20 protein-coding genes and 5 pseudogenes are annotated in these 20,361 nt (G+C 68.9%); 13 read left to right on the plus strand and 12 right to left on the minus strand.

Annotation, left to right across the window (positions count from 1 at the left end; translation table 11 throughout):
* Nucleotides 1-168 (plus strand): annotated as a pseudogene (locus tag ABT171_RS40965) (DNA-directed RNA polymerase subunit alpha); the annotation flags it as partial.
* Between the two features lie 1,036 nt (nucleotides 169-1,204).
* On the opposite strand, the gene ABT171_RS40970 reads toward ABT171_RS40965, so the two are convergent.
* Nucleotides 1,205-1,714: a DUF6069 family protein gene (locus tag ABT171_RS40970; RefSeq protein ID WP_351251969.1), complete on the minus strand. Its 510-nt coding sequence runs from the start codon at nucleotides 1,712-1,714 to the stop codon at nucleotides 1,205-1,207.
* 241 nt (nucleotides 1,715-1,955) lie between these two features.
* On the minus strand, nucleotides 1,956-2,513 hold the full coding sequence (locus ABT171_RS40975; protein ID WP_351251971.1) for an HdeD family acid-resistance protein: 558 nt from the start codon (nucleotides 2,511-2,513) through the stop codon (nucleotides 1,956-1,958).
* A 158-nt stretch (nucleotides 2,514-2,671) separates the two neighbouring features.
* Here ABT171_RS40975 and ABT171_RS40980 point away from each other — a divergent pair.
* The 4 genes and pseudogenes from ABT171_RS40980 to ABT171_RS40995 form a co-directional block, all read left to right on the plus strand.
* Nucleotides 2,672-3,101 (plus strand): annotated as a pseudogene (locus ABT171_RS40980) (ribonuclease BN); the annotation flags it as partial.
* Nucleotides 3,102-3,246: 145 nt separating this feature from the next.
* Complete coding sequence (locus ABT171_RS40985) at nucleotides 3,247-3,786, plus strand: phosphatase PAP2 family protein (RefSeq protein ID WP_351251973.1); 540 nt, start codon at nucleotides 3,247-3,249, stop codon at nucleotides 3,784-3,786.
* Between the two features lie 236 nt (nucleotides 3,787-4,022).
* Nucleotides 4,023-4,394 carry a phage holin family protein gene (locus tag ABT171_RS40990; protein ID WP_351251975.1) on the plus strand — a complete coding sequence of 124 codons (372 nt, stop codon included), beginning with the start codon at nucleotides 4,023-4,025 and terminating at the stop codon, nucleotides 4,392-4,394.
* Nucleotides 4,391-4,873: a DUF3618 domain-containing protein gene (locus ABT171_RS40995; RefSeq protein ID WP_351251977.1), complete on the plus strand. Its 483-nt coding sequence runs from the start codon at nucleotides 4,391-4,393 to the stop codon at nucleotides 4,871-4,873. The genes ABT171_RS40990 and ABT171_RS40995 overlap by 4 nt, the downstream gene beginning before the upstream one ends.
* A 299-nt stretch (nucleotides 4,874-5,172) precedes the next feature.
* Here the strand turns inward: ABT171_RS40995 and ABT171_RS41000 are convergent, their stop codons facing one another.
* Nucleotides 5,173-5,367, minus strand: a complete 195-nt coding sequence (locus ABT171_RS41000) for a hypothetical protein (RefSeq protein WP_351251979.1) — start codon at nucleotides 5,365-5,367, stop codon at nucleotides 5,173-5,175.
* A 237-nt stretch (nucleotides 5,368-5,604) separates the two neighbouring features.
* Between ABT171_RS41000 and ABT171_RS41005 the strand changes: the two genes are divergently transcribed.
* Nucleotides 5,605-6,060: a hypothetical protein gene (locus tag ABT171_RS41005; protein WP_351251981.1), complete on the plus strand. Its 456-nt coding sequence runs from the start codon at nucleotides 5,605-5,607 to the stop codon at nucleotides 6,058-6,060.
* 86 nt (nucleotides 6,061-6,146) lie between these two features.
* On the plus strand, nucleotides 6,147-6,692 hold the full coding sequence (locus ABT171_RS41010; protein ID WP_351251983.1) for a hypothetical protein: 546 nt from the start codon (nucleotides 6,147-6,149) through the stop codon (nucleotides 6,690-6,692).
* Nucleotides 6,693-7,283: 591 nt separating this feature from the next.
* Here the strand turns inward: ABT171_RS41010 and ABT171_RS41015 are convergent.
* On the minus strand, nucleotides 7,284-7,871 hold the full coding sequence (locus tag ABT171_RS41015) for a hypothetical protein (protein WP_351252005.1): 588 nt from the start codon (nucleotides 7,869-7,871) through the stop codon (nucleotides 7,284-7,286).
* Nucleotides 7,872-8,215: 344 nt separating this feature from the next.
* Nucleotides 8,216-8,689 (minus strand): transposase family protein, encoded by a 474-nt coding sequence (locus ABT171_RS41020; RefSeq protein WP_351251985.1) that lies wholly within the window; start codon nucleotides 8,687-8,689, stop codon nucleotides 8,216-8,218.
* A gap of 168 nt (nucleotides 8,690-8,857) precedes the next feature.
* Between ABT171_RS41020 and ABT171_RS41025 the strand changes: the two genes are divergently transcribed.
* Nucleotides 8,858-9,556: an SDR family oxidoreductase gene (locus ABT171_RS41025; RefSeq protein WP_351251987.1), complete on the plus strand. Its 699-nt coding sequence runs from the start codon at nucleotides 8,858-8,860 to the stop codon at nucleotides 9,554-9,556.
* Nucleotides 9,557-9,609: 53 nt separating this feature from the next.
* Here the strand turns inward: ABT171_RS41025 and ABT171_RS41030 are convergent, their stop codons facing one another.
* Nucleotides 9,610-10,161, minus strand: coding sequence for a DinB/UmuC family translesion DNA polymerase (locus tag ABT171_RS41030; protein WP_351251989.1), 552 nt, complete (start codon nucleotides 10,159-10,161; stop codon nucleotides 9,610-9,612).
* Between the two features lie 214 nt (nucleotides 10,162-10,375).
* Nucleotides 10,376-11,254 carry a GNAT family N-acetyltransferase gene (locus ABT171_RS41035; RefSeq protein WP_351251991.1) on the minus strand — a complete coding sequence of 293 codons (879 nt, stop codon included), beginning with the start codon at nucleotides 11,252-11,254 and terminating at the stop codon, nucleotides 10,376-10,378.
* Between the two features lie 214 nt (nucleotides 11,255-11,468).
* Here ABT171_RS41035 and ABT171_RS41040 point away from each other — a divergent pair.
* Nucleotides 11,469-11,909, plus strand: a pseudogene (locus tag ABT171_RS41040) (transposase); the annotation flags it as partial.
* Nucleotides 11,910-11,977: 68 nt separating this feature from the next.
* Here ABT171_RS41040 and ABT171_RS41045 read toward each other — a convergent pair.
* A complete protein-coding gene (locus ABT171_RS41045) occupies nucleotides 11,978-13,144 on the minus strand; it encodes a NucA/NucB deoxyribonuclease domain-containing protein (protein WP_351251993.1) in 1,167 nt (388 codons plus the stop codon).
* A gap of 294 nt (nucleotides 13,145-13,438) precedes the next feature.
* On the opposite strand from ABT171_RS41045, the gene ABT171_RS41050 reads away from it, so the two are divergent.
* Nucleotides 13,439-14,716: a hypothetical protein gene (locus tag ABT171_RS41050; protein WP_351251995.1), complete on the plus strand. Its 1,278-nt coding sequence runs from the start codon at nucleotides 13,439-13,441 to the stop codon at nucleotides 14,714-14,716.
* 244 nt (nucleotides 14,717-14,960) lie between these two features.
* Here the strand turns inward: ABT171_RS41050 and ABT171_RS41055 are convergent, their stop codons facing one another.
* Nucleotides 14,961-15,140 carry a hypothetical protein gene (locus ABT171_RS41055; protein ID WP_351251997.1) on the minus strand — a complete coding sequence of 60 codons (180 nt, stop codon included), beginning with the start codon at nucleotides 15,138-15,140 and terminating at the stop codon, nucleotides 14,961-14,963.
* Nucleotides 15,141-15,247: 107 nt separating this feature from the next.
* Here ABT171_RS41055 and ABT171_RS41060 point away from each other — a divergent pair.
* Both ABT171_RS41060 and ABT171_RS41065 read left to right on the plus strand, forming a co-directional pair.
* Nucleotides 15,248-15,488 (plus strand): annotated as a pseudogene (locus ABT171_RS41060) (GNAT family N-acetyltransferase); the annotation flags it as partial.
* 303 nt (nucleotides 15,489-15,791) lie between these two features.
* Nucleotides 15,792-16,529 carry a dienelactone hydrolase family protein gene (locus tag ABT171_RS41065; RefSeq protein WP_351251999.1) on the plus strand — a complete coding sequence of 246 codons (738 nt, stop codon included), beginning with the start codon at nucleotides 15,792-15,794 and terminating at the stop codon, nucleotides 16,527-16,529.
* 145 nt (nucleotides 16,530-16,674) lie between these two features.
* Here the strand turns inward: ABT171_RS41065 and ABT171_RS41070 are convergent.
* The 3 genes and pseudogenes from ABT171_RS41070 to ABT171_RS41080 all read right to left on the minus strand — a co-directional run.
* Nucleotides 16,675-16,923, minus strand: a pseudogene (locus ABT171_RS41070) (hypothetical protein); the annotation flags it as partial.
* Between the two features lie 197 nt (nucleotides 16,924-17,120).
* Entirely contained in the window at nucleotides 17,121-17,795 is a 675-nt protein-coding gene (locus ABT171_RS41075) for a hypothetical protein (RefSeq protein ID WP_351252001.1), read from the minus strand.
* A gap of 978 nt (nucleotides 17,796-18,773) precedes the next feature.
* Nucleotides 18,774-19,711 (minus strand): IS5 family transposase gene (locus ABT171_RS41080; RefSeq protein ID WP_503078989.1). Its coding sequence is split into 2 segments (ribosomal slippage): nucleotides 18,774-19,271 and nucleotides 19,274-19,711, totalling 936 coding nucleotides; the frame shifts between segments, so codons are not numbered across the junction.
* A gap of 52 nt (nucleotides 19,712-19,763) precedes the next feature.
* Between ABT171_RS41080 and ABT171_RS41085 the strand changes: the two genes are divergently transcribed.
* Nucleotides 19,764-20,270, plus strand: coding sequence for an NUDIX hydrolase (locus ABT171_RS41085; RefSeq protein ID WP_351252003.1), 507 nt, complete (start codon nucleotides 19,764-19,766; stop codon nucleotides 20,268-20,270).
* Nucleotides 20,271-20,361: the final 91 nt, after the last annotated feature.

The raw sequence follows: 20,361 nt of genomic DNA on the forward strand, positions 1-20,361 counted from the left end.
ATCCGCAACTTCGGTGCGAAGTCCATCGACGAGGTCAAGGCGAAGCTGGCCGGCATGGGCCTGGCCCTGAAGGACAGCCCGCCCGGATTCGACCCGACGGCCGCCGCGGATGCCTTCAGTGCGGACGATGACGGGAACTCGGGTTTCATCGAGACCGAGCAGTACTGAACGCTGCGCCGGCGTGCGTGGTGCCAGCGATGTGCACCGGCCGACCTTACCGGGTTCTCCGATTGGCCTGCCGATGGAGACGCAGACGCCCAAGCCCTCCGAGCCTGCCCAAGAGGGTGGAGGCAGCTGGCACCTGTCCTGCCTTTCCTTCTGCTCCCTCGGGTGCGGCCGAGGGAGCAGCCGTGCACTGCGGCTGCACGGCTTCTACCGTTTCCAGGGGCAGTTCCTGACAGGGCGGGCGTGGGTTGGTGGCCCGGTGTCTTCACCACATGGCGCGTGGGGCCGCGGACAGGTCGGTGATGGCACCGAACAACTCGTCGGCGTACTCCAGCGCAGGCACAGGGATGGGCTGGTGCATGAGCGCAGCTGCCCGATGATGCGGCTGCGGATACACGTACCGGTCCATCGCCTTGTCAGTGTGTCGTGCCACCCGCGGCCTGGAGACTGCCGAAGTCGACCACGTCCGGGTCACCGGGAACGTTCCGGTGGGTGACGTCCAGCAGCCACGCACGGTCGATGGCGAGGATCACGCGGCCCGCCCGTGAGCCCCGCCCTTGGTGGGCGCCGGGTGTCCGAACCGCTCGGCAAAGTGAGGTCCCCACTCCTGCGCGAAGTGCGCAACCGCGCCGAGGAAGCGATGGCCGTCGCCGCGTTGCCGCTGCCTGTGCTGAGCCCGCGGTTCTACGGAATGGACCGCATCGAGGACTCGCTGCCGGCCTGCCGAGGGGCGGACCGGCACGCCCGTGGGGTTCATCTGCGTCTTGTCCACGGCACACGCCGTCCGCGGGACGCTGATCGGTCACCGCGCTACCGCGACGTGGCCTGATCACGTCCGTTGCTGCAGCCGCCCGAGCGGCTACTCGTCGGTGCGCGGGGTTCGGAAGCCGGGGTGATCTCGCCGAGGGCACATCCACGAGTGCCGCCGAGCAAGACACCGCGTGCGGCCCGGCGACGACGACTTCACGCTTCCGTCCCGCGGGCAGCCGCCTGGACGGACCGGCGGGCTCGCGTGCCACCAGGCTGCCGCCCCTCTCCGTCAGCTGTCGTAGGACCGGTTGGGGGCGACGCTGGTGGCGGTGGCGGACAGCAGGCCGGTGATGGTGGCCCCTATGACGAGGAAGACGGCGGCGCTGGCGAGCTGCGTGGCCGTGTGCAGGTCGGCGGTGAACGGAAGCAGGACCATCGCAACGGTCACCAGGCAGGCGATCCAGCTGAAGAAGGCACGGGGGCGTGCGACGGTGACCAGCAGCAGGTGCAGCAGCCCTGTGGCCACCAGGGCGGCGACGGCGGCCCAGGCGGCGAGGTAGCCGGTGGTGGCATCGCCCCAGACGCCGGCCCGGCGCGGGGCGAAGACCGGCACGTCCAGCACGCCGCGCATCAGCAGGGTGGCCACGACGGCGGCCAGAGCAGCCACGACGGCCGTGGCGGCCCCGGTCGCCCACAACCGGCCCGCTGCCACCCCGGGTGATGTCGCCGGCGTCCGGTGGTCCTGGTGGTTGGCCCGGCCGTAGGCCGGGTGATCCTCGTAGGGGGCGGGACCATACACAAGATCACCTCACTGCAGACGTGTCACTCCGTGCCCGCCCGGGTGCCCCTCGTCGGCCATGTGATGTAGCCGCCAACCCGCATGGCCGACACGGATCGTGAATGGTGTGTCAGGAGCCGCCTTCGGCTGACCCGGCCGGATCGACGGCATCGGAGGGGAGGGGCAGCAGATCCAGCCTGCCCGTCCACCGCGTCGACGCGGACCGGGCCGCCTCCGTGAGAGCAAGGTGGCGCACCGCTGGCTAGGCGTGCCGGGCGTGGTGGGCCGAATGCGCTGTGGTGGTGCCGTTCAGTCGCCAGGCGGTACCCAGTACCAGGGCGCCCGAGATCAGCGCGTAGAGGCCGATGACCTGGGCGACGGTGATCACCCCCACGTCGGGCCGGGCCCAGATCAGCACTCCGGCGATCACGGATGCGGCGCCGGCCAAGAACAGCAACCACTCATGGTGCAACTCCCGGCGGAAGCGCACGGCTGCCCAGACCTCCATGATGCCGGTGATCACGGCCCACGCGCCGACCAGGGTGACCAGCGCCAGCGCGGTCACGCCGGGCCAGGTGATGGTGATCAGCCCGGCCGCGATGCCCAGGATGCCGCCGACCGCGTGGGCCAGCCGGTGCCCGTGGTCGCCTTCCTTGCGGAAGGCGCTCGCCAGCAGCGCCAAGCCGTCGACGAGCGCGTACGCGCCGAACAAAAGCGCCAGCGCCAGTACCGTCACCCCCGGCCACACCAGCGCCGCGATCCCGAACAACAACGCGGCGATACCTCGCAGTACCAGCATCCACATCAGCTGCCGACGCACTCGTTCATCCCTTCGCTCGACCGACTGGTCTGTCACGCGTACCCCCAATTCCCTCCCGTACCAGTCGGGATGGCGAGGCCGCCACAGGTGCGGGTACCCAACGCACCGCGCATCGTTCGCAGGACGGGGCTTGACGGTGCCTTGGACACCCGGCGGGTCTGTGGCACCCCTACAAGGACGGCGAGCTGACCGACCGTGCCGCCGCCTTGACGTACTACGGGGCGCTGTCGCCGCTGGGCATCACCGGCAAGTCAGCCACCGACGCGGTGTTGGCCAACATCAGGAAAATGGCTGCTGTGTGGCCGCGTTTCATCCGTGCGGCGAACGCCGTCTACGACACGCTGGAGGGCCGGCCGGTGTGGAAGATCCTTCCCGTACGCCTGGGGGACCGTCGTACTGATGGTGCTGGCGGTGACCAGTGCGCTGATCTTGGTGCTCTCCGGCGGTCTTGTCCGCCCCGCAGGTGCCGCGCTGGGTGTCGGTGACATGGCGCTGGCGCTGACGGTGTGCTCGATCGCCGAGCGGCCCGTCCTGATCGTCCTGGCTACTGTCGTGATCGCCATCGTGTACTGGGCGAGCCGGTCGGCGTCATCGTCTTCCTCGTCTGGCTGTGGATCACCGAACCTGGCGGGGACGAGGACGACCGACGGCGCCTGGACGGCGGGGGACCCTCGACGATCTCGGGAATAGGATCTCGGGAATAGGTCGCTGACCTGTGGGATATCCGCCCTTCATGAGACTTCTGGCGCAATTGCGCGACGTTGACCGGGCACTGACCAAGCAGGTGGCCCGCGTGCCACCGGGCGTCGGCCAGGTGCTGTCGGCGGTGGAGGAAACGGCCGAGAGTACGAAGCTGTGGTGCGGCGCCGCGGTCGCGATGGCGTGGCTGGGTGGGCGGCGCGGCCGCAAGGCAGCGGCCACCGGTCTGGCCGCCCTGGTCGTCGCGCAGCTGATCTCGAACGGCCTGTGCAAGCAGTTGGCCGACCGGCCGAGGCCGCCGAAGGAGTGGTTCCCGCACGACGAGGTCGACGACCGCCCCGACTCCTCTTCCTTCCCCTCCGGGCACACAGCCGCCGCGGTGGCTTTCACCGCGGCCGTCGCCCCCACATGGCCGGCCGCCGGTGCCGTATGCGCGGTGCCGGCCGCCATGGTGGCCCTGGAGCGGATGCAAAGCGGCGCTCACTACCCGAGCGACGTCGCTACCGGCGCCGCCATCGGCCTGAGCAGCACCTGGCTCATCCGACGTGCACCCCGCCCGATCCCGCGTCACTGACCCGAGCGGCCGGTGCCCGGTTGTGGCTCGCGGAGCTCGGCAGGGTCCGTCGCCGCACCGTCCGTCCTGAACTCGCCTGTTCGGGGTACTCGCGTCGTCGTCGAGTATGACAGGGCGCATGGCTGCGCCCGACGTGCAGCACCCACAGAGGAAAAGGGGAGGTGACCGAAGTGTCGAGCACGCAGGCTCACCATGCCGGACCTGGTCCGAGCGCGGACGGCTCCGGTCAGGAGCCGGTGAGCGAGCTGGTGCAGCGGGCTTCGCAGCAGTTGACCGAGCTGGTGCGCGGCGAAATGAGGCTGGCGCAGGCGGAGATGAGGGAGAAGGGCAAGTACTACGGCAAGGGAGGCGGCCTGTTCGGCGGTGCCGGTGTCGTCGGCTTCCTGATGCTGCAGGCGCTGGTCGCCACCGCGATTGCCGCCGTAGCGGTGGCGTTGCCGGTGTGGGCTGCCGGGCTCATCGTCACCGTGGTGCTGGGTGTGATCGCCGCGATGCTGGCCATGAGTGGAAAGAAGCAGGTCGACCAGGCCGCGCCGCCCACGCCCGAGCAGACGGTCGAGAACGTGAAGGCCGACGTGGCCGAGATCAAGGAGAGTGCACACCGATGACCCAGCCGCCACACGACAAGCCCACCGCCAGCAGCCCCGACGAACTGCGCGAGCAGGTCGAGCAGACACGTGCCGAGCTCGGGCAGACGGTCGAGGCGCTCGCGGCGAAGACCGATCTGAAAGCGCGCGCCCAGGACAAGGCCGCCGAAGTCAAGGAACAGGTTGCCGCGAAGGCCGGCGAGCTGAAGGAGAACGCCGTCCTCAAGGCCGGGGAACTGAAGGTAAAGGCCACGCATCTGGCTCACCAGGCGCAGGACCGGGTGCCCGACCCGGTCAAGGAGGCAAAGGCCACCCAGGTTGCCCAGCAGACCCGGGCGATGGCGGCCCGGGCCGGTCAGCAGTGGCAGGACAGGGCGCCCGAGCCGGTCCGGCGGAAGACCGCCCAGGGGGCGCGGCTGGCGCGGGACAACCGCAAGGCGCTGCTGGTGGCATCGGGCCTGGCTGTCGCGGTGTTGCTGGCCTGTCGCCGGAAGCGGTGAACCTGGGTGAAGGCATCGAAGATCACCTAATCCCTGATGGGGCGTCGGGTTGTGATTCAGGCACGTGGGATGTGCGGTTCGTGCGTCGAGTCGGGCTGGGCGACCGGGCCAGGGCCGGCCGGCTGATGAGAGACTCCGGTCCTCTGCCTGCGGCATCGCCCGGACAGGTGCTCCCCCCTCAGAGCGCTGACGACGTGGTACGGGCCGATATCGCCCCCCGACGCCGAGTCGGTGGGACAGCCCGGCGCCCCTTCACTGCTTGCCCGGCGGTTCCGGGCTCACCCCGGACGGGCCGGGGATCAGCTTCTGCGTCGTGAGGCGGAGCTGCCGATGCCCAGGGCATCACGCACCCGGTCGTAGACGCTCAGCGGTACGCCCAGCAGCGCGTTCCCGGGAGGCCGCCGGGGGATGGATGACGGGATGCGGATGTGTCGGGCGGTCCGTCGTACCGCCGCCCGGGTGGTGCCGAGTGTGCGCAGCCGGACGGTGCCCATCGCGTCCTGCAACCGGGGGAGGAGGAGATCTTCCTCGTCCCGGATGTCCTGCCGTATCAGCGTGAAGGCCCGCTGCGCCTTTCCTCCCGCCCCGGATCACCGGCAGGAAGGCGTTCGATGTCCGCGACGAGATCGTTGATCTGCTGATGTTCCTCCTCGGCCCGGGCCCGTCAGTTCCTCGCCGTCCGGGACCGAGGCCCGTACGGCGGGCCACAGCACCGTCTCTTCCGCGAAGGCATGGCTGAAGACCAGTTCGACGACCTGCTTCAGCACGCGTTCCCGCTGGTGAAGGTCGTCGAGCTCCACATGATCGCTCCCGTGCGCGCGCCGGAGACGGGCCACAGCGCTTTCCGGCGCATCCGGATTTCCGCGCCTGCCCGGGTACCCGGAGGTAGCCCGGCACAAAGTCGGGCGACGTTTCCGGGAAGCCACCGCGCTACCCGTGACGGCGGAGACCACCCGAGGAGGGAAACGGTGCCGCAGACCGACGATGGACTGCTCGCCTTCGACGCCAGTGACCTGGAGGACTGGGGCGAGCAGCGTGCGCGGGCCGCTCTCGGCGGAAGGTACGGCGCCTTGTACCGCAACCACCGGTGCATCGCTCTGCACCTCGACTCCCGGGCGGAGGCCGAGGGCCGCCGGACCGAGGTCGACGCACATGACGAAGCCGGATACATGCGGCCGGATACATGAGAGCCCTGCAGGACATGGCCGCGTTCCTCAGGCAGACCTACTGCCTCCCCCGCGGCCCGGACCAGAGCCAACGAAGGAGGCCGCAGATGAACGACCGTCCGTCTTCCGGTGCGACCAAACGCCGCCCCACCGGACGAAGTGTCGACATGAAGCTGCTCGGCGTCTATCTCAACGACCACCTCGCGGGCGCCACCGCAGGCACCGAACGCGTCACCCGCCTGGTGCGCACTGCCCGAGGTTCCGCGCTCGGCCGCGCGATCGAGCCAGTGGCGGCCGAGATCGCCCAGGACCGGACAGCGCTGCTCGACATCATGCGGGACCTCGGCGTGCCCGTTCGCCGTTACAAGGTGTACGCGGGCTGGGCGGGCGAGAAGCTGGGACGGCTTAAGCCCAACGGGCACCTCGTACGCCCCTCCCCGCTCGGCACCCTAGTGGATCTCGAGGCCCTGCGGTTGGGGGTCGAGGGAAAGGCGGCCGGCTGGCAGACCCTGCGCCGGCTCAGCGCAACCGACCAGCGCCTGGACCCTGCCCGGCTCGACACCCTGCTCGAACGGGCCCGGCAGCAGCAGGCAAGGATCGAGGAGTGGCGCGTCCGCCAGGCCGAGGAAGCACTGGCCACCACAGTCGGCTGAGTCTCTGCGTCAGTGACGTCACAGGCCGCTCGGCGGCTGCCGACCCGTATGGCCGGGTGCTGAGCCGCGCCCCGCCACAGGGCCTGCACCGGCCCGCGGCCACCTCCGGGCGACCCGCACGTGTCAAGGCAAACCGGCCAGGAACATGAGCGGCTCGCTGTCCGCACATGCCGCCCCGTGCCGGGGCCACGGGCGTGGGCCGCGGCCCCCGGCGTCTTCCGATATCACTCGCGACCAGGGCAGCGTCACTTTTCAGGCCGGAAAGAATTGAACAAACCGCAAGTTCCTCCGCTTGCACCGAGGCCAGAGACCCGCCGGCGGAGGCAGCGGTATGCCCGTTGTGAGGGTTTGATCGCGCCCATGCCAAGCCGGCGAATCGGCGGGCCGATCGAGGGGACAAGGGGACAGGAAACGGCTGGGGCGCGGGAGCTGGCTGCGGGGGCAGGCTCGGGGTGGCGGGGATACGGAGGATTCAAGTTGTCCACTCGGGCCGTCTGCGTTGTTCAGTCACAATCCAGGAGCGCATCCCCCGCTGCATCCGTCGACAGTCACGTATTTCGGCTCTGGCGCTGATCTTGTGATCCTGTCGGGTCAGGGCGTGAGGAGGACGCGCCTGCGGAGGAAGTCGAGGTTGGCTCGGCCATATCCTTGGCTTTTGAGGAGTTTCGTCCTTGTGGCCTGACCTGACCTGACCTGACCTTCGACCTGGCCGGAGCTCCAGGGGGTGGAGAGCCCAGCGGTGACGGCGTCGAGTTCGGGGCAGCTGGTCCGGATCTCCTTGAGGTCGGCGGCATCATCGGCTGTCAGGTTTCCGGGGTCGGTCATGATCCAGCGGACGATGGGGCGGGGCTGTGGAGCTGGGCGGCGCACGGGGGACCGGTCCGGCTGCAGTGTCCGGCAGATGTTCTCCAGCGTGCCGCCAGCCTGCAGGAGCTGTTGCACGGTGGTACAGCGTTCCCTGGTCCGGGTCACCAGGCGGCGCTCTCGTCCGCAGACATCGAGCATCCCGGCCGCCGGTGCTGGCGGCGGTGGCGTCTGCCAGATGTCGTCGCTGGTCGGCGGTGCGACCGGCACGGTGTTCTCGAACGTGGTCCGGACGCGGGTGTGGTGGGCGGAGACGGTCTTTTCGACAGCCTCGCCGAGGTTGTGCCACAGATGCCAGGCGTCCGCGATCTGCATCGCTTGCGGAGCACCGCTGCGGGCGCCCTCGGCACAAGCCCCGGCACGGTCCCCGCAGATGATCACAACTTCCGGATGGCGCTTCAGCCAGGAGCGGCCAGCGGTTCGGCATCCCGCCGGGCAGCACGTCCGCCGGACGCCGTCTCTCCGGATCCACCAGGATCGTGGCGTTCGAGTCGTCCTTCCGCAGCGCGAAATCGTCGACACCGAGCACGCGGATCCGTCCGACTGGTTCTTCCGGCGCGGCGCGGACCAGACGTAGCAAGTGTCCGTGGCGACACGCAGACCCAGCACCCCGGCCAGGCGGGCTCCCGCGCGGCCGGCCAGCGCGAGAGCGATCGAGGTCAATTGCTCACGCACGTGTGGCGTGTAGCGGGCATGCGGGCATGCGGGCTCGTCAGTCCCGAGATCTGCTCGGCGAACCTCACTGCCGGGCACGCCGTTTTCGGGCACTTGAACCGACGCACCAGCAGCTCGATCACCACTCTGGCCCCACCGACTGCGGCGTCCGCGAGCCGTCGCGTGTACCGGCTGTGCACCCGGACCGACGCACTACCGCAGTGCGGGCAGTCCGAGCCCGCCGAGCGGGCGCCCGCGCATGCATCGTGACCACTCCAGCCACCGCCCGCTCGACCAACTCCACCACGGCGCCGGTCAGATGAGGGAACAACGTCTCGAAATCCCGCGAAGAACACGCGAGCCGTGATCACAGCCACCACTGACACCGACAACGTGAGCGCAGCCTGGGACCTGCGCGCCGCGCAGGTCCCAACAGGGGGGCCAGCAACGCCGGTTGGGCCCCATTCGTGCGGCATCATGGCTCGTCAGCGATGGCGTACCAGCTTGGCGGGAAGATCGCTGGGTATAGTGCAGGCGTTTCGGGGAACCGGCGACCTGGAGTCGGTCGACCTCGCGCCACCTGGTGTTCGTCGACATCCGGGGCCCTGGCGGAGCCCCGATGACCAGATCGCTGAGGAGGCCGTCCCATGGAACCCGTCACGCTGATCACCGGTGGCTCGACAGGAATCGGCGCCGCCACCGCCCGCGCCCTGCTCAAGCAGGGCCATCGCGTGGCCGTCACCGGACGTGACGCGGACAAGCTGGCCGCCTTCGCTGCTTCGGCCGCAGCGGGCGAGCGGCTGCTGACGATCACCGGCGACACCAGCGACGCGCACGACGTCGCTTCCGCCGTGCGCCGCGTGGTGGAGGCGTGGGGCCGACTGGACAACGTCATCGCCAATGCCGGTTTCTCACTGCCCGGCAACCTGGAGAGCCACGCTCCCGAGGACATGCGCGCCATGGTCCTCACCAACGTTCTGGGGCCGGCCCTGCTGGTGCGGGAGACTCTGCCACACCTGCGGGAGTCCAAGGGCCGGATCGTGATCATCGGTTCGGTCGCCGGGGTGCGCAACACGCCTGGCAACCTGTACTCGGTCACCAAGTGGGCCGCGCACGCACTGGCCGAGAACACCCGGCTGCTGGTCGGCAAGGACGGGGTCGGCGTGACGGTCGTCGCCCCCGGGGTGGTGGACACCCCGTTCTGGGACGAGCGCGGCGGCACCCCCGAGGCGGCGCCGGTGATGACCGCCGAGCAGGTCGCGGACACGATCGTCTTCGCCGTCAATCAGCCCGCGGGCGTGGACATCAACCACATCACCATGCGGCCGACCGGACAGGTCGGCTGACGCCGCGCTCCCAACGACCGTACGACTCCGGCGTGTCTGCGGGAGCGGCGCCTTTACGTCCCACGACGTGCATGCGCGGCCCCTGGACGACCGCCTTGTTCCCACTGCCGGGCTGACAATGGAGTGATCGGCCACGGCTTCGATCGCCAGCGGCTTGTCGTCACCGCTGTCGAGGGTGAGCTGCCGAGTGGCCTGGTCGGCGGGTCGAGGGGCGTCGGCGCAGCGTGATGCCGCGGACCCGGGCGCTGTGGAGGCCGAGAGAGTCGTACACCGCGTACGCCGCGCGGGCCAGGAGGACGGTGTGCTGGGTGGCTTCGGGGGAGGGTTCGGCTGCGGCGGGTAGTACTGAGGTCGGCGTAGCGGATCGTGCAGGTCACGCCGGTGGCGATTTGGCCGGAGGCGCGCAGGCGGGCACCGAGGTCGTCGGCGAGGGCGAGCAGGACGCGCCGGTGGGCGGCCGGGTCGAGCTCGTCGCGGGCAAAGCGGTGCTCTGTGCTGAGGCTCGCCGGTGCCGGGGTGGGGTCGACGATACGGTGTCGCGGCCGTGGGTTCTGCCACTCGTTGGTGGGCGCGCTATGGGCTCGTCCTGGGTACTTGTGCGGCACGCAGGCGCCTGCCGCTCCGGCTGGCCGCTTCCTGGACTGGGGTCATCGAGCCGGACTCCTCCGCGTGGCCGGCAGGTCGTATCCGTTCCGGCACATCGAGTTACAAAGGTGGCTGTCAGGGACGGCAGCGAGCGGGACTGAGTTCTACGCCGTGTATCGAAAGCACGGACGGGCCGGGCGGGGTGATGGCCCGGTCCGGCCCGCCCGCTCTCTGCTAAAGGTCGAGCTGATACTGGTGTGTCGTGTGCGTGGGTGTGTAGCCGAGACCGTCGTTGATCTGTCTCATGTGCGTGTTGCTGTCGGCGGTGTCGGTCAGGAGGCCACCGAGGTCCGGATAGTCCCTATGGGCCTGTCGGATCGACTCGGCCTTCATCCATCGGCCGAGGCCGTGGCCACGGTGCTCGGGCAGCACACCGGTGCCGTAGTGCTGGCCGTCACCTGCGCCGTTGCCCGGGATGACGAGTTCGGTGAACCCGGCGATCGAGCTGTTGGAGGCGTCGATGGCGACGACGGTGTGCAGGTGGTCGCCGCGTTGTTCGACGGTCTTCGCCGCAGCCCGCACGCGGTCCACGTCCCAGGTCACGGTGCCGTAGTCGGTGTCGTCCATGGGCATGTCGTCCATGGCGCGGCGTGAGGCGGCGAACGTCTGGGCGAGGTCGTCGGGGACGGTTCCCTGCCATGACATCAGCCGGTAGCCGGGATGCGGACGCCCGATGATCTCGGCGAGGACGGCGGTGTCCACGTCAGCCAGTGGCAAGCGGGTGAACCTCAAGGTGAGGACCTTCCGGAAACCGCGCGCTGCCAGGAAGTGGTCGCCGGGCGATCCGGCTTCTGCCTGCGCGACAACGCAGCGTCGGGCGTTGTCCCGGGCCGTGGCCACGGCGGTGTTGAGGAGCCGGGAGCCGACGCCCTTGCGGCGCTCCGCGGGATGAACACGGAGGTCGAGCTCGGCCAGGTGCACTTGTCCGCCATCGAACAGGCGCAGAAAGGCCGTCCCGGCGGGGACGGAATCCGCTTCCGACGCCAACCAGGCAAGACGCCGGCCGTGCGGCCCGTGAGCGGGGTCGGTCAGTGGGGTGATGCGAAGGGACAAGGTGTCTCCGTCGTGAGGAGGTGGCAAGGGTCAGTACGCGAGCTCAACTCCTGGGCACTCCTGCGCATGTGCTCCACACCTCCTCGTCGACAGCGCCGGCCTGCACCAACGCAGGCGGCTGGGTGAACCTAGCTGGCCGATTGGCTCCTGGGCAACGGGTTAACGAAGAGGCGGTGCGAGTGTGTGGTCACAGCCACTCGTTGATGGCAGCGAGTTAGTTGGTGAGGGCCGCCTGCGGCCCCTGGCCCTACTGGTCACACCTGGACAACAGGGCGACGCGCCTCAGATGATTCCGGACCTGGAGCGCATCCGCGTCCCGCGGCCGAAGGGCGGGCACCCGCGCAGCCGCCCGGACCACCTCAGCGGCGATCGTGCCTACAGCTCTCGGCGCAACCGCCGCTACCTGCGGCGCCGACAGATCAAGCACACAATCGCTGAGCCGAGGAATCAGCAGGCCAATCGCTTGCACCGTGGAAGCCGAGGCGGCCGGCCCACCAGCTTCGAGAAGGCCCGGTACGTTTGCAGGAACGAAGTGGGGCGGCTGATCGGAAAGTTGAAGATCAACCGGGCGGTTGCCATGAGGTTCGACAAGCGGGCCTATGTCTTCTGCGGCACGGTGACCGTTGCGGCCATACGCCTGTGGCTTCGTGCGTGACCCGTCATACGGAACCTAACCGGCCCCTGGACTGCCGCCCCGCGTGCCCGGGAAGGCAGACCCGCCGCCTACGGGGCGATGATCACCTGGAAGGGCTCGCCGTCGATGATGCGGTCGGACCGCACCGCAGCTCCGAACTCATTACTGCCGGCCGCTTCGTTGTCGGCTCTGGTGACGTGTGAGCGCACACAGGGCGCGTTTGCGGCGTTCGCGCCGTTCCGCAGGACCTTGATGTCCTTGACATCCCATACGCCGCCCACCTGCTGGGGAAGGATGTCCACGCACAGGGAACCCATATTGCCGCCCTCCTGGGACGCGGCGAAGGGGAACTCATCACACGAGTCGTCCGGCACCAGCGAATTGTCCCTGACGAACTTGTCCGGTCCCAGATTGCAGGTAAGGTCTCGCCTGTCGTCTTTTTCCTTTTCGGTGGTCTTCTTGTAGTGGAGGGGTTTGCTCTCGGTGCCCATGCTGAAGGTAGTCAGGTTCTTCTGCGCCCACTCGTAGGAGACGGCCGCGGCCCGGTAGAGCGACTTGCGGATGGTCACGTTGGCCATGTGCTCCGGGATGACGCAGCCCGGCCAGGGGCCGACCTTGTCGTCACAACGTATCTGGGGCCCGGCCCAGTCGGTGTTGACAGATGGCAGGGGCGTCCCGGGAACCAGGAGCCTCATTGCCGCGTGGTATTGAGGCTGGACCAGCGCCTCGGCACCCGGGCCGACCGAAGAGCTGTAATTGATGGACCCGCCGACACTGGCATCCACTTTCTCCAGCTTCGCCACGAGGGGCGCTGACGTCACGGAGCACTGTCCGGTGCAGATGGGCAGCAGGTCCATTTCCACGGCGGGGATATTGGGCGTTTTACTGTGCAGGGTGGCGACAACACTCTCCTTCCAATTGGCCTGCGGCACGCTCTTGAGCTTGGAGTAGATCCCGAGTTCGCCCTCGGCGCTGCCGATCACCGTCTTCTGATCGGGGCCCAGGTAGGTCCATCTCAATCCCCTTGTCACGCAGTACGCGAGGCGAGTGGAGTTGCCAGGGGGTTGTTTGTCGCACAGGCTTTCCGGACTGTTCGGATCAGGATCGCCGTCGCGGGGAGCGGGGGCCAGAGCGCCTGCGGGGGCGGGGGCGGGCGGTCCGGAACTGACCTCGTAGCAGGCCCACGCCGCGTCCTTGGGGGCTCCCTTGCCGGAGGGGACGGGCTTGCAGGTGCCGTGACCCTGGGGAGGGGTCATCGCGGCGGCTGTGGCCGGGTGGGTGCCTAGGGCTAACAGGGCTGCGGTGAGGGCGAATGAGGCTATCGCCGCCATGCCGCGTCTGACGTGTTTCAAAAGGTGATCCCTTCCGTCGGTGGCCCCTTGGCGGGCACACCGAAGGTATGGAACCGGGCAACTCCCGTTCATGCCAACTGAGAACACGACAGTTCTTGATCTTATTTGGCCAGTTGCGGTCTAGACCTGCCGCTCCCGGCGGCGCTAGTTTCCCTCACACTCACCTCACAGACCACGCACAGCAGGGGGGAAGCAACGATGCGCCGCACCACAGGAACCCGCCTGGGCAGAGGGCTCGGAGCGCTCATAGCCACCGCGACGGCCGCCGTGGGCCTGGCCGCCACCCCGGCCGCCGCCACCCCGGCCACCCCGGCCGCGCCCGCCGCCTCCGGGCAGACGGTCCAGCCCGGCCAGACCTGTACCGCAGCCGATCTCGGTACCCGCCACCCGATCATCAAGAGCGCCGAAGTCGCCCCCACCATCACGCACTTCAAGGGCTGGTACGTCACCGAAGGCTCGACCGGCAACCAGAGCGTCAGTACGAACACCACGGAGACGATCTCCGTCTCCGTCGGTCTCAACGGCACCGTTCAGGGCAGCTTCGCCGTCGAGGCCCTCGGCTCCGTCGGCGCAAGCCTGGGCCTGAACGTCCAGGTCAACTACACCCACACATCCAGCACCAACAAGTCGATCTCGTGGAACTTCTTCCAGCCCGGCTACTACGGCCTGTACGAGGGGACGAAGAAGGTCACCGGCACCTACGGCAGCCTCAACTGCAACCGCTCGGATGCGGGCGGCCTGAAGTGGACCGAGGGCCCCGACACCGGCAGCTACACCACCTTCACCACCCTCGAAGAAGGCGCGGTGCGCTGCGAGGACAAGGTCCCCGCCAACAGCATCATGGCCAAGGCCCAGGGCTTGTTGGACTGCGGCTCCCCGGCCGCCACCGCGAAGCACCCGGCAGGTCCCGTCCCCTCGGCCAAGGCCGACCAGGCCAAGCACGACGCCGACAACGCCGCAACAGCCGCCAAGGCAGTCCAGAGCATGAAGGCCACCCAGTCGGCCAAGCCCGCTCCGCGCGTCGCCCTGAACTGCCAACCCGGCGCCTACAAGATCGACGTCCCCGGCAAGCCCCTGAACTGGAGCGCACCGCTCCTGGCCAACGACGGCATCCGCCTGCGCGAATCGAACTTCACCAGCGCCCACCTGGACAACTGGCGCCTGTGCAACGTAACGGAGCACAACGGAGTCCTCGAAGCGTCCCTGTGGAACTGGGGCAACGGCGGATGCGCGACCATCCCGGCGGACATCGCCAACCAGGAGCAGGCCTACCTGACGACGGCCACCTGCGGGGAGGACGACCTCCAGCGGTTCTACATCTATCGCGACGTACCCGGCAGCACGAAGATCGGTCTTCAGAACAAGTACACCGGCTCCATGATGGGCCACGATCGGTACGCGGACGGGGAACTCATCCGCCAGTACTCCAGCGGCAGGCAGGACGGAACGGGTACATACACCCTGACCGGAGTCTGACGGCCCCCACCCTCCGAGCGCGGGCCCCGCACGTGAACCCGGCCTCCCGGTTCCGTGCGGGGCCCTCCGCGTCTCCACCCCGAGCCCAGCCTCGGGGAGCGGTGCCCGCGGCTGAACGTCCCCTGCTGCATGCGGCGAACCCCCGCCAAGGTGGTGCGCGCTTCAACCTGACGGCAGAAGCGATGTCAACTCGTGTGTGTACGAGGCATGTTGCCATTGGCCGACGAGTTCTCGTCCCGGTTCGTCACCGACCCATCAGACAGGCCCTAGTGAGGATCGTCTGCCCGTAGTCGCCGATCGTGTTGACGGCGTCCTTGAGCCAGCCCGGTACCCAGCTGCCGTCATCGTGCTGGCCGGTGTCCTGCTTGCGCCACTTGTCCTGGAGCTGTCTCCACTTGGCGATTTCCTGCTGCTTCTCGACCACCGTCCGGAAAGCTTCCGCTTCGGCGTTGGCCGCTGCGGTGGCATCTTTGCCGGCGGCCAGGGCTGACGCACGGGCCTGCTGGGCGACAACCGACGGGCACCGCCGACGACCGCGGAGCTGCTGCGGAGATCGCCTGGGTGGTAGGGACCCCTCTGGCAGCGGCGCGGCATCGCTACCGAAGCTGCCCAAGGACTCCTCGCCTGGCTCCGGAAGTATCCGGTGCACACGGTCATCGCCCACATCCACCCGGACCACAAGGCATCCGCCGCCGTCGCCACCGCAGCCGGCCTCACCCCCACCAACCAGTGGCACGACGGAGAGATCAGATGGCGGCTGGCGATCAGCTGACCACACACATCCACCGGCCCTGACGATTACTCCCCCGCTGTCGCGGGGCCTCACCTCGGAAGCCGCGATGAGATCCCAACGAGGCTCTGTTCCGGCTCCGCGGGCATCGCCCCACGGAGCCCTGTGCAAGAAACCGTTTGGCGGACCACGAAGATCACTGCTACGTTTCCGGAGGCCGTGCGAGAGAACGAGGAGGTGGTACCCGTGAACACAGTATCGACATGGGTGCTCCCCTCCAGGGTCACGGTCGGGCGATAGGTCGTCCGGGAGCGCCGTTCCAGAGCACTCCCGAAAGGCAAGACCATGCACTTCACTTCTGAGCAGTGCTTCGACGACGGTGTCCTCGAGCGCGAATTCACCCTCGGCGAGATCCCCGGCTTCCTGTGGACGCCCAAGTCCGAGTCCGCACCGGCGCCGCTGATCCTGATCAGCCCGCCGCCGCTCGGACTGGGCAAGACGTACCCCCGGCTCGCGGGGCGGGCCCGGTACTACGCGGCGGAGTACGGCTTCGCCGTGGCCACCATCGAGCTCCCCGGGAGTGGTGACCGGCCCCGTCTGGCCGTCCTCGACCAGGCCCGCGCCGACCTGCGCCGGGTGATCGGGGCTGGGGAGCCGGTCAGCGGCGAGATCGTCGACGCCCTCATCCTCCCGCTGGTCGAGAAGGCCGTCCCGGAGTGGCGGGCCACCCTGGACGCCCTCCTTGCACTGCCCGAGATCGGCGGCTCGGTCGGGTATGAGGGGGGCATCATCTCCATCGGCGTCCGGCTGGCGGCAGTCGAGCCGCGTATCGCGGCCGCCGTTCTCTTCGCCGGGAGCTTCGTGCCCGCCGCCATGTTCGAGGAGGCCCGCGAGGTCACCGTTCCGCTGCAGGTCCTGCTGCAGTGGGACGACGAGGGGAACGACCGACAGGCGGCCCTGGCCCTGTTCGACGCCTTCGGCTCCATGGAGAAGACCCTGCACGCCAACATGGGCGGGCACACCGGCGTCCCACAGTTCGAGCTCGATGCCGGGGCCCGGTTCTTCGCCCGGCACCTGAGGTGAGACCGGGCTGCCAGGCCCCAGCAGACGATATGCCGAGCTGGCCAGGATGCTCTTCGTCGAGGGCAGGTCCCGGTGCTCCCTCTGTTGTTTGCCGCGGACCTCTGCCAACCCGGCAGGGGTCCGCAGTGACTGACGACATGAACTGAGACAGGGCCCGCACCGGTTCGGAGGCCGGGCCGAGCAGCACCATCAGGTCCCGGTCGGCGTACGCGCGCAGGCCGGGCCAGTACACGACCGGCGCAGCTCCTCTTGCCTCGGCATGTGCGGCGGACACCAGGCGGCACAGGCGAGCCCACCCGGCCGCGTTCTGCGCGAGCAGGGTGATCCGCAGCGACGGCTCCCTCATGTGCGCGCCGCCGCGCACGGGCTTACGCGGCCTCGCTGATGTCTGAGGAACTGGCGCTGCTTATCGCCGCGACCACCGCGGCGGCTGAACGGCTCAGTCTGCCCGCCTCGGGTGAAAGTGACCCGTATCCCATAGCCGGGTGAACCGGGGTCACCGCAAACGTCAGGGCCGCCCTCGCCTCATCCGGGAACGGATGCGGGGGCAACCCTTGGCTGCGTCAGGGGGGCGGCGCCACAAGAAGAGCCTCAGCTGGCGGTGCCGGCCAGGCGACGCATGATCGTCATGAGTTCGTCGGGCGGGGAGATCCTCATCGTGCGGCTTTCCCGGTCGAAGAGTGTGATCGATGTCAGAGCGCCGGCGCGCCACCAGAACACCCGGGGGGAGAGGCGTCCAGGGCCGTCCTCATAGGCGCCCTGCCCGAACTGTGCCAAGGCATTGACGGCCTCGGCCACGTGCCTGTCGACGAGCGGGTAGAACACGAGGTTGTGCCGGTTCGGGACGACCAGCAGCACGCCCTCGTCCGGTATCTCGGGGCCGCCGGCGGCCCGCAGCGCCTCGTCGAAGACGAGCACCTTGCTGGCCGCGAATACCGACTCCGGGTGGCCAAGGATGTGGAGGACCGCGCCACCTGGGAGATCGAGGGTGTCGTAGTTGACCGGCTCGCTGAGCAAGTTGCCACGCGCCGCGGCCACGAGGGTGTCCCACTCGACGAGGGCCACGTCCCGGTCACTGAGGACGCGGACGTTGTCAGGGGTGTCGAGGGCGATGCCCGCCAGGAGGTCCGTGGCCAGCGGTTGAAGGTAGCTGAACTGCCCTCGTGCTTCCTCGGGTATCGATTCCTCGGCGACCAGCCGCAAGTACACGCTGCACAGGGGGTCTGGGGCACTGCTGTGGTCGGTGCGGGCTGACAGGTCGCTCATGCGCGGTTCCTTGGGGTGTGCGGCCGCGGCGGGGTGCCGGGCACATCTGGTGGATGGTCCGTCTGCGGCTCAGAGGTGGAGCAGCTCACCGATCAGATCACACAGCCCCGCACCGCCGCACCGTGGTGCAGCGCCGAGCAGAGTGCGGACGCCGGTGCGGCCGCGGACACCACCTCGGCACCCCGCCCCCCTTGCCTGTGGCGAGGCCTGCCACAGAGCTCTTCCGCGCCCCATACCCGGTCAACGTCCGCCTCACCGCATAGGACATGGGGAAGTTCGGCGTGCAGGCGATGTCCATGCCTGTTCATGGTCGTGGTCGCACAGGCACGTGCACCGTTTGCGGTCGACTCTCCACTCCACGCCGGTAGGACCGTCGCCGAAGCGGCGGATGATGTCCGGGCAGGGCGGACCGCCGGTGGAATCGAGGCAGAAGTGCGGGCCCGCATGCCAGGTGCTGGCGGCGTTGAGCGGACCGGGACCCGCGGTCGCCCGGATGCGGCGCGGCAGCGGCGAGAAGAGCCCGTCGGGCTGGAATCGTGACGCCACCTCCGCCTCGTGCGCGGCGCGTTCCAGCGATGTCCCAGCCGGGCTGCTGAAGCAGGTCGGACCTGCCTTGGCCGGGTGGGCAGGTCAGTCGTCGATGGCCTGGTAGAGGATGGTCCAGAAGTCCTGCATGGCCCGCGCCGAGTCCGGGGTGGACATCCCTGTCTGGGTGAGCAAGATGCCGACGAGCGCCGGCGGGCTCACCCCGGCTGAACGACTCGAAGGCCCCGACACCACTGTCTTCTATGACATGCGCAAACTGCTGACACTCATCGGGGAGGGATAGTCACCTGCAGCGTCCCCTCCACAAGAATGGACAATTGCTCCGTACGGAAGCGGCCTTTCGGTGGCGAACCTGGTCTACAAGCGGGTCTCGACCCACCAGCGGTCCACCACTCGACAGAGCTCGTCCTCGACTAGCGCGTGTCCGGGCGATCATGTGCGGAGCCATATGACCAGGGCTGCGACGGTGACGGTGCCAAGGAAGACGTAGCCACGCTTGTCGTAGCGGCTGGCGACGGCCCGGAACGCCTTCAGCTTGTTGATGGCCCGTTCCACGGTGTTGCGCCTTTTGTATCGTTCGCGATCAAAGCCCGGCGGCCTGCCGCCTCGTGAGCCGCGGCGTAGGCGGGCATTCTTGTGGTCCTTCTTCTCCGGGATGACGTGCCGGATTCCGCGACGGCGCAGGTAGGCACGGATAGTGCGGTTGCTGTACGCCTTGTCCGCGCTGACGCTGTCCGGGCGTCGGCGCGGACGACCCAGCCCGGTCCGCGGTACCCGGATCTTCTCCATGACCGGCTCGAACTGGGTGCAGTCGGCCCGCTGCCCCGGAGTGACGACCAGGGACAGGGGCCGGCAGGAGCCGTCCGCGCTCAGATGCAGCTTGGTGCTGAATCCACCCCGCGAGCGGCCCAGGCCCTCGCCCGCCGCGCCACCGCCGCCAGGCGGGCCAACAGGCTCAACCACCGCCTCTCGTCCTGACGTTCGGGACCGGGTGCCCCCTTTGCAGCGCCAGGGGCCGGGGGTGGTGTCCGGCGGGCGCCAGCCGCGTCCTGGTGGGCGCGCATGACGGTGGAGTCCACCGAGATGTCCCAGTCGATGCCGTCCTCGGCGTCGGCGGCAGCCAGGGTCTGCTGGAACAGGCGCTCCCAGGTACCGTCGGCCGACCACAGCCGGTGGCGCTCATACACCGTCTTCCAGGGGCCGAACCGTTCCGGCAGGTCCCGCCACGGCACCCCGGTCCGTATCCGGTGCAGTATCCCGTTGATCACCTGCCGGTGGTCACGCCAGCGGCCGCACCGGCCGTTGCTCACCGGCAGCAGCGCCTCAAGCCGCTCCCACTGCCCGTCCGACAGCTCTCCTCGCCCCGTCATGCTCCGGTCAACGTGCCGGGAAGGTGATCGGATACGCCCCTACAGTGGGGCCATGGCAGCAGACCAGCACCCGGATGTCGTCATCAGCGGCGGCGTCGAGATGCCCATCCCCTCCGACGGCCAGCTGTGGACGGTGGGCGCGGTGATCCTCGACCAGCAGGGCCGGGCCTTCGCCCAGAAACGCAGCCCCGACCGGCGGCTCTTCCCTGACTGCTGGGACATTGTGGGCGGCCACGTTGAGTCCGGCGAGACCCTGCTGGACACGCTCGTGCGGGAGGTCCGGGAAGAGACGGGGTGGCGTCTGCGCCGGGTCCGGCGCCTGCTCGGCGTCACTACCTGGACCGGCGACGACGGCGACGGGTTGCGGCACGAGGCCGACTACCTCGTCGAGGTTGACGGCGATCTGGGCCACCCCGCCCTGGAATGGTCCAAGCACACCGCCTATGACTGGTTCGGCCCCGAAGACCTGCACCGGCTCAAGGAGAACCGCGCCCCCGGGGAGTTCCTCATCCACGACCTGGTCGCCGCGGCGCTACAAGATCGCCCGGACACGCTCTAGTAGTGCTTCGTTAGGTTCTGGCTCTGGTTCTGCTGGTCGGCAGGGGTCGGCCGCAGGTGGTGCAGGTGCCGGTCCAGCACCTCAGCAGGTC

The sequence above is a fragment of the Streptomyces sp. NPDC001851 genome, from assembly GCF_040297165.1.
Lineage (GTDB): Bacteria > Actinomycetota > Actinomycetes > Streptomycetales > Streptomycetaceae > Streptomyces.

What these genes read in the sequence shown, in the direction of transcription:
- ABT171_RS40985 (WP_351251973.1), top strand. Translation starts at nt 3,247, where the DNA reads ATGAGACTTCTGGCGCAATTGCGCGACGTTGACCGGGCACTGACCAAG.
- ABT171_RS40995 (WP_351251977.1), top strand. Translation starts at nt 4,391, where the DNA reads ATGACCCAGCCGCCACACGACAAGCCCACCGCCAGCAGCCCCGACGAA.
- ABT171_RS41000 (WP_351251979.1), bottom strand. Translation starts at nt 5,367, where the DNA reads ATGGGCACCGTCCGGCTGCGCACACTCGGCACCACCCGGGCGGCGGTA.
- ABT171_RS41005 (WP_351251981.1), top strand. Translation starts at nt 5,605, where the DNA reads ATGGCTGAAGACCAGTTCGACGACCTGCTTCAGCACGCGTTCCCGCTG.
- ABT171_RS41010 (WP_351251983.1), top strand. Translation starts at nt 6,147, where the DNA reads ATGAACGACCGTCCGTCTTCCGGTGCGACCAAACGCCGCCCCACCGGA.
- ABT171_RS41015 (WP_351252005.1), bottom strand. Translation starts at nt 7,871, where the DNA reads ATGCAGATCGCGGACGCCTGGCATCTGTGGCACAACCTCGGCGAGGCT.
- ABT171_RS41020 (WP_351251985.1), bottom strand. Translation starts at nt 8,689, where the DNA reads ATGATGCCGCACGAATGGGGCCCAACCGGCGTTGCTGGCCCCCCTGTT.
- ABT171_RS41025 (WP_351251987.1), top strand. Translation starts at nt 8,858, where the DNA reads ATGGAACCCGTCACGCTGATCACCGGTGGCTCGACAGGAATCGGCGCC.
- ABT171_RS41045 (WP_351251993.1), bottom strand. Translation starts at nt 13,144, where the DNA reads ATGACCCCTCCCCAGGGTCACGGCACCTGCAAGCCCGTCCCCTCCGGC.
- ABT171_RS41050 (WP_351251995.1), top strand. Translation starts at nt 13,439, where the DNA reads ATGCGCCGCACCACAGGAACCCGCCTGGGCAGAGGGCTCGGAGCGCTC.
- ABT171_RS41065 (WP_351251999.1), top strand. Translation starts at nt 15,792, where the DNA reads ATGCACTTCACTTCTGAGCAGTGCTTCGACGACGGTGTCCTCGAGCGC.
- ABT171_RS41075 (WP_351252001.1), bottom strand. Translation starts at nt 17,795, where the DNA reads ATGAGCGACCTGTCAGCCCGCACCGACCACAGCAGTGCCCCAGACCCC.
- ABT171_RS41085 (WP_351252003.1), top strand. Translation starts at nt 19,764, where the DNA reads ATGGCAGCAGACCAGCACCCGGATGTCGTCATCAGCGGCGGCGTCGAG.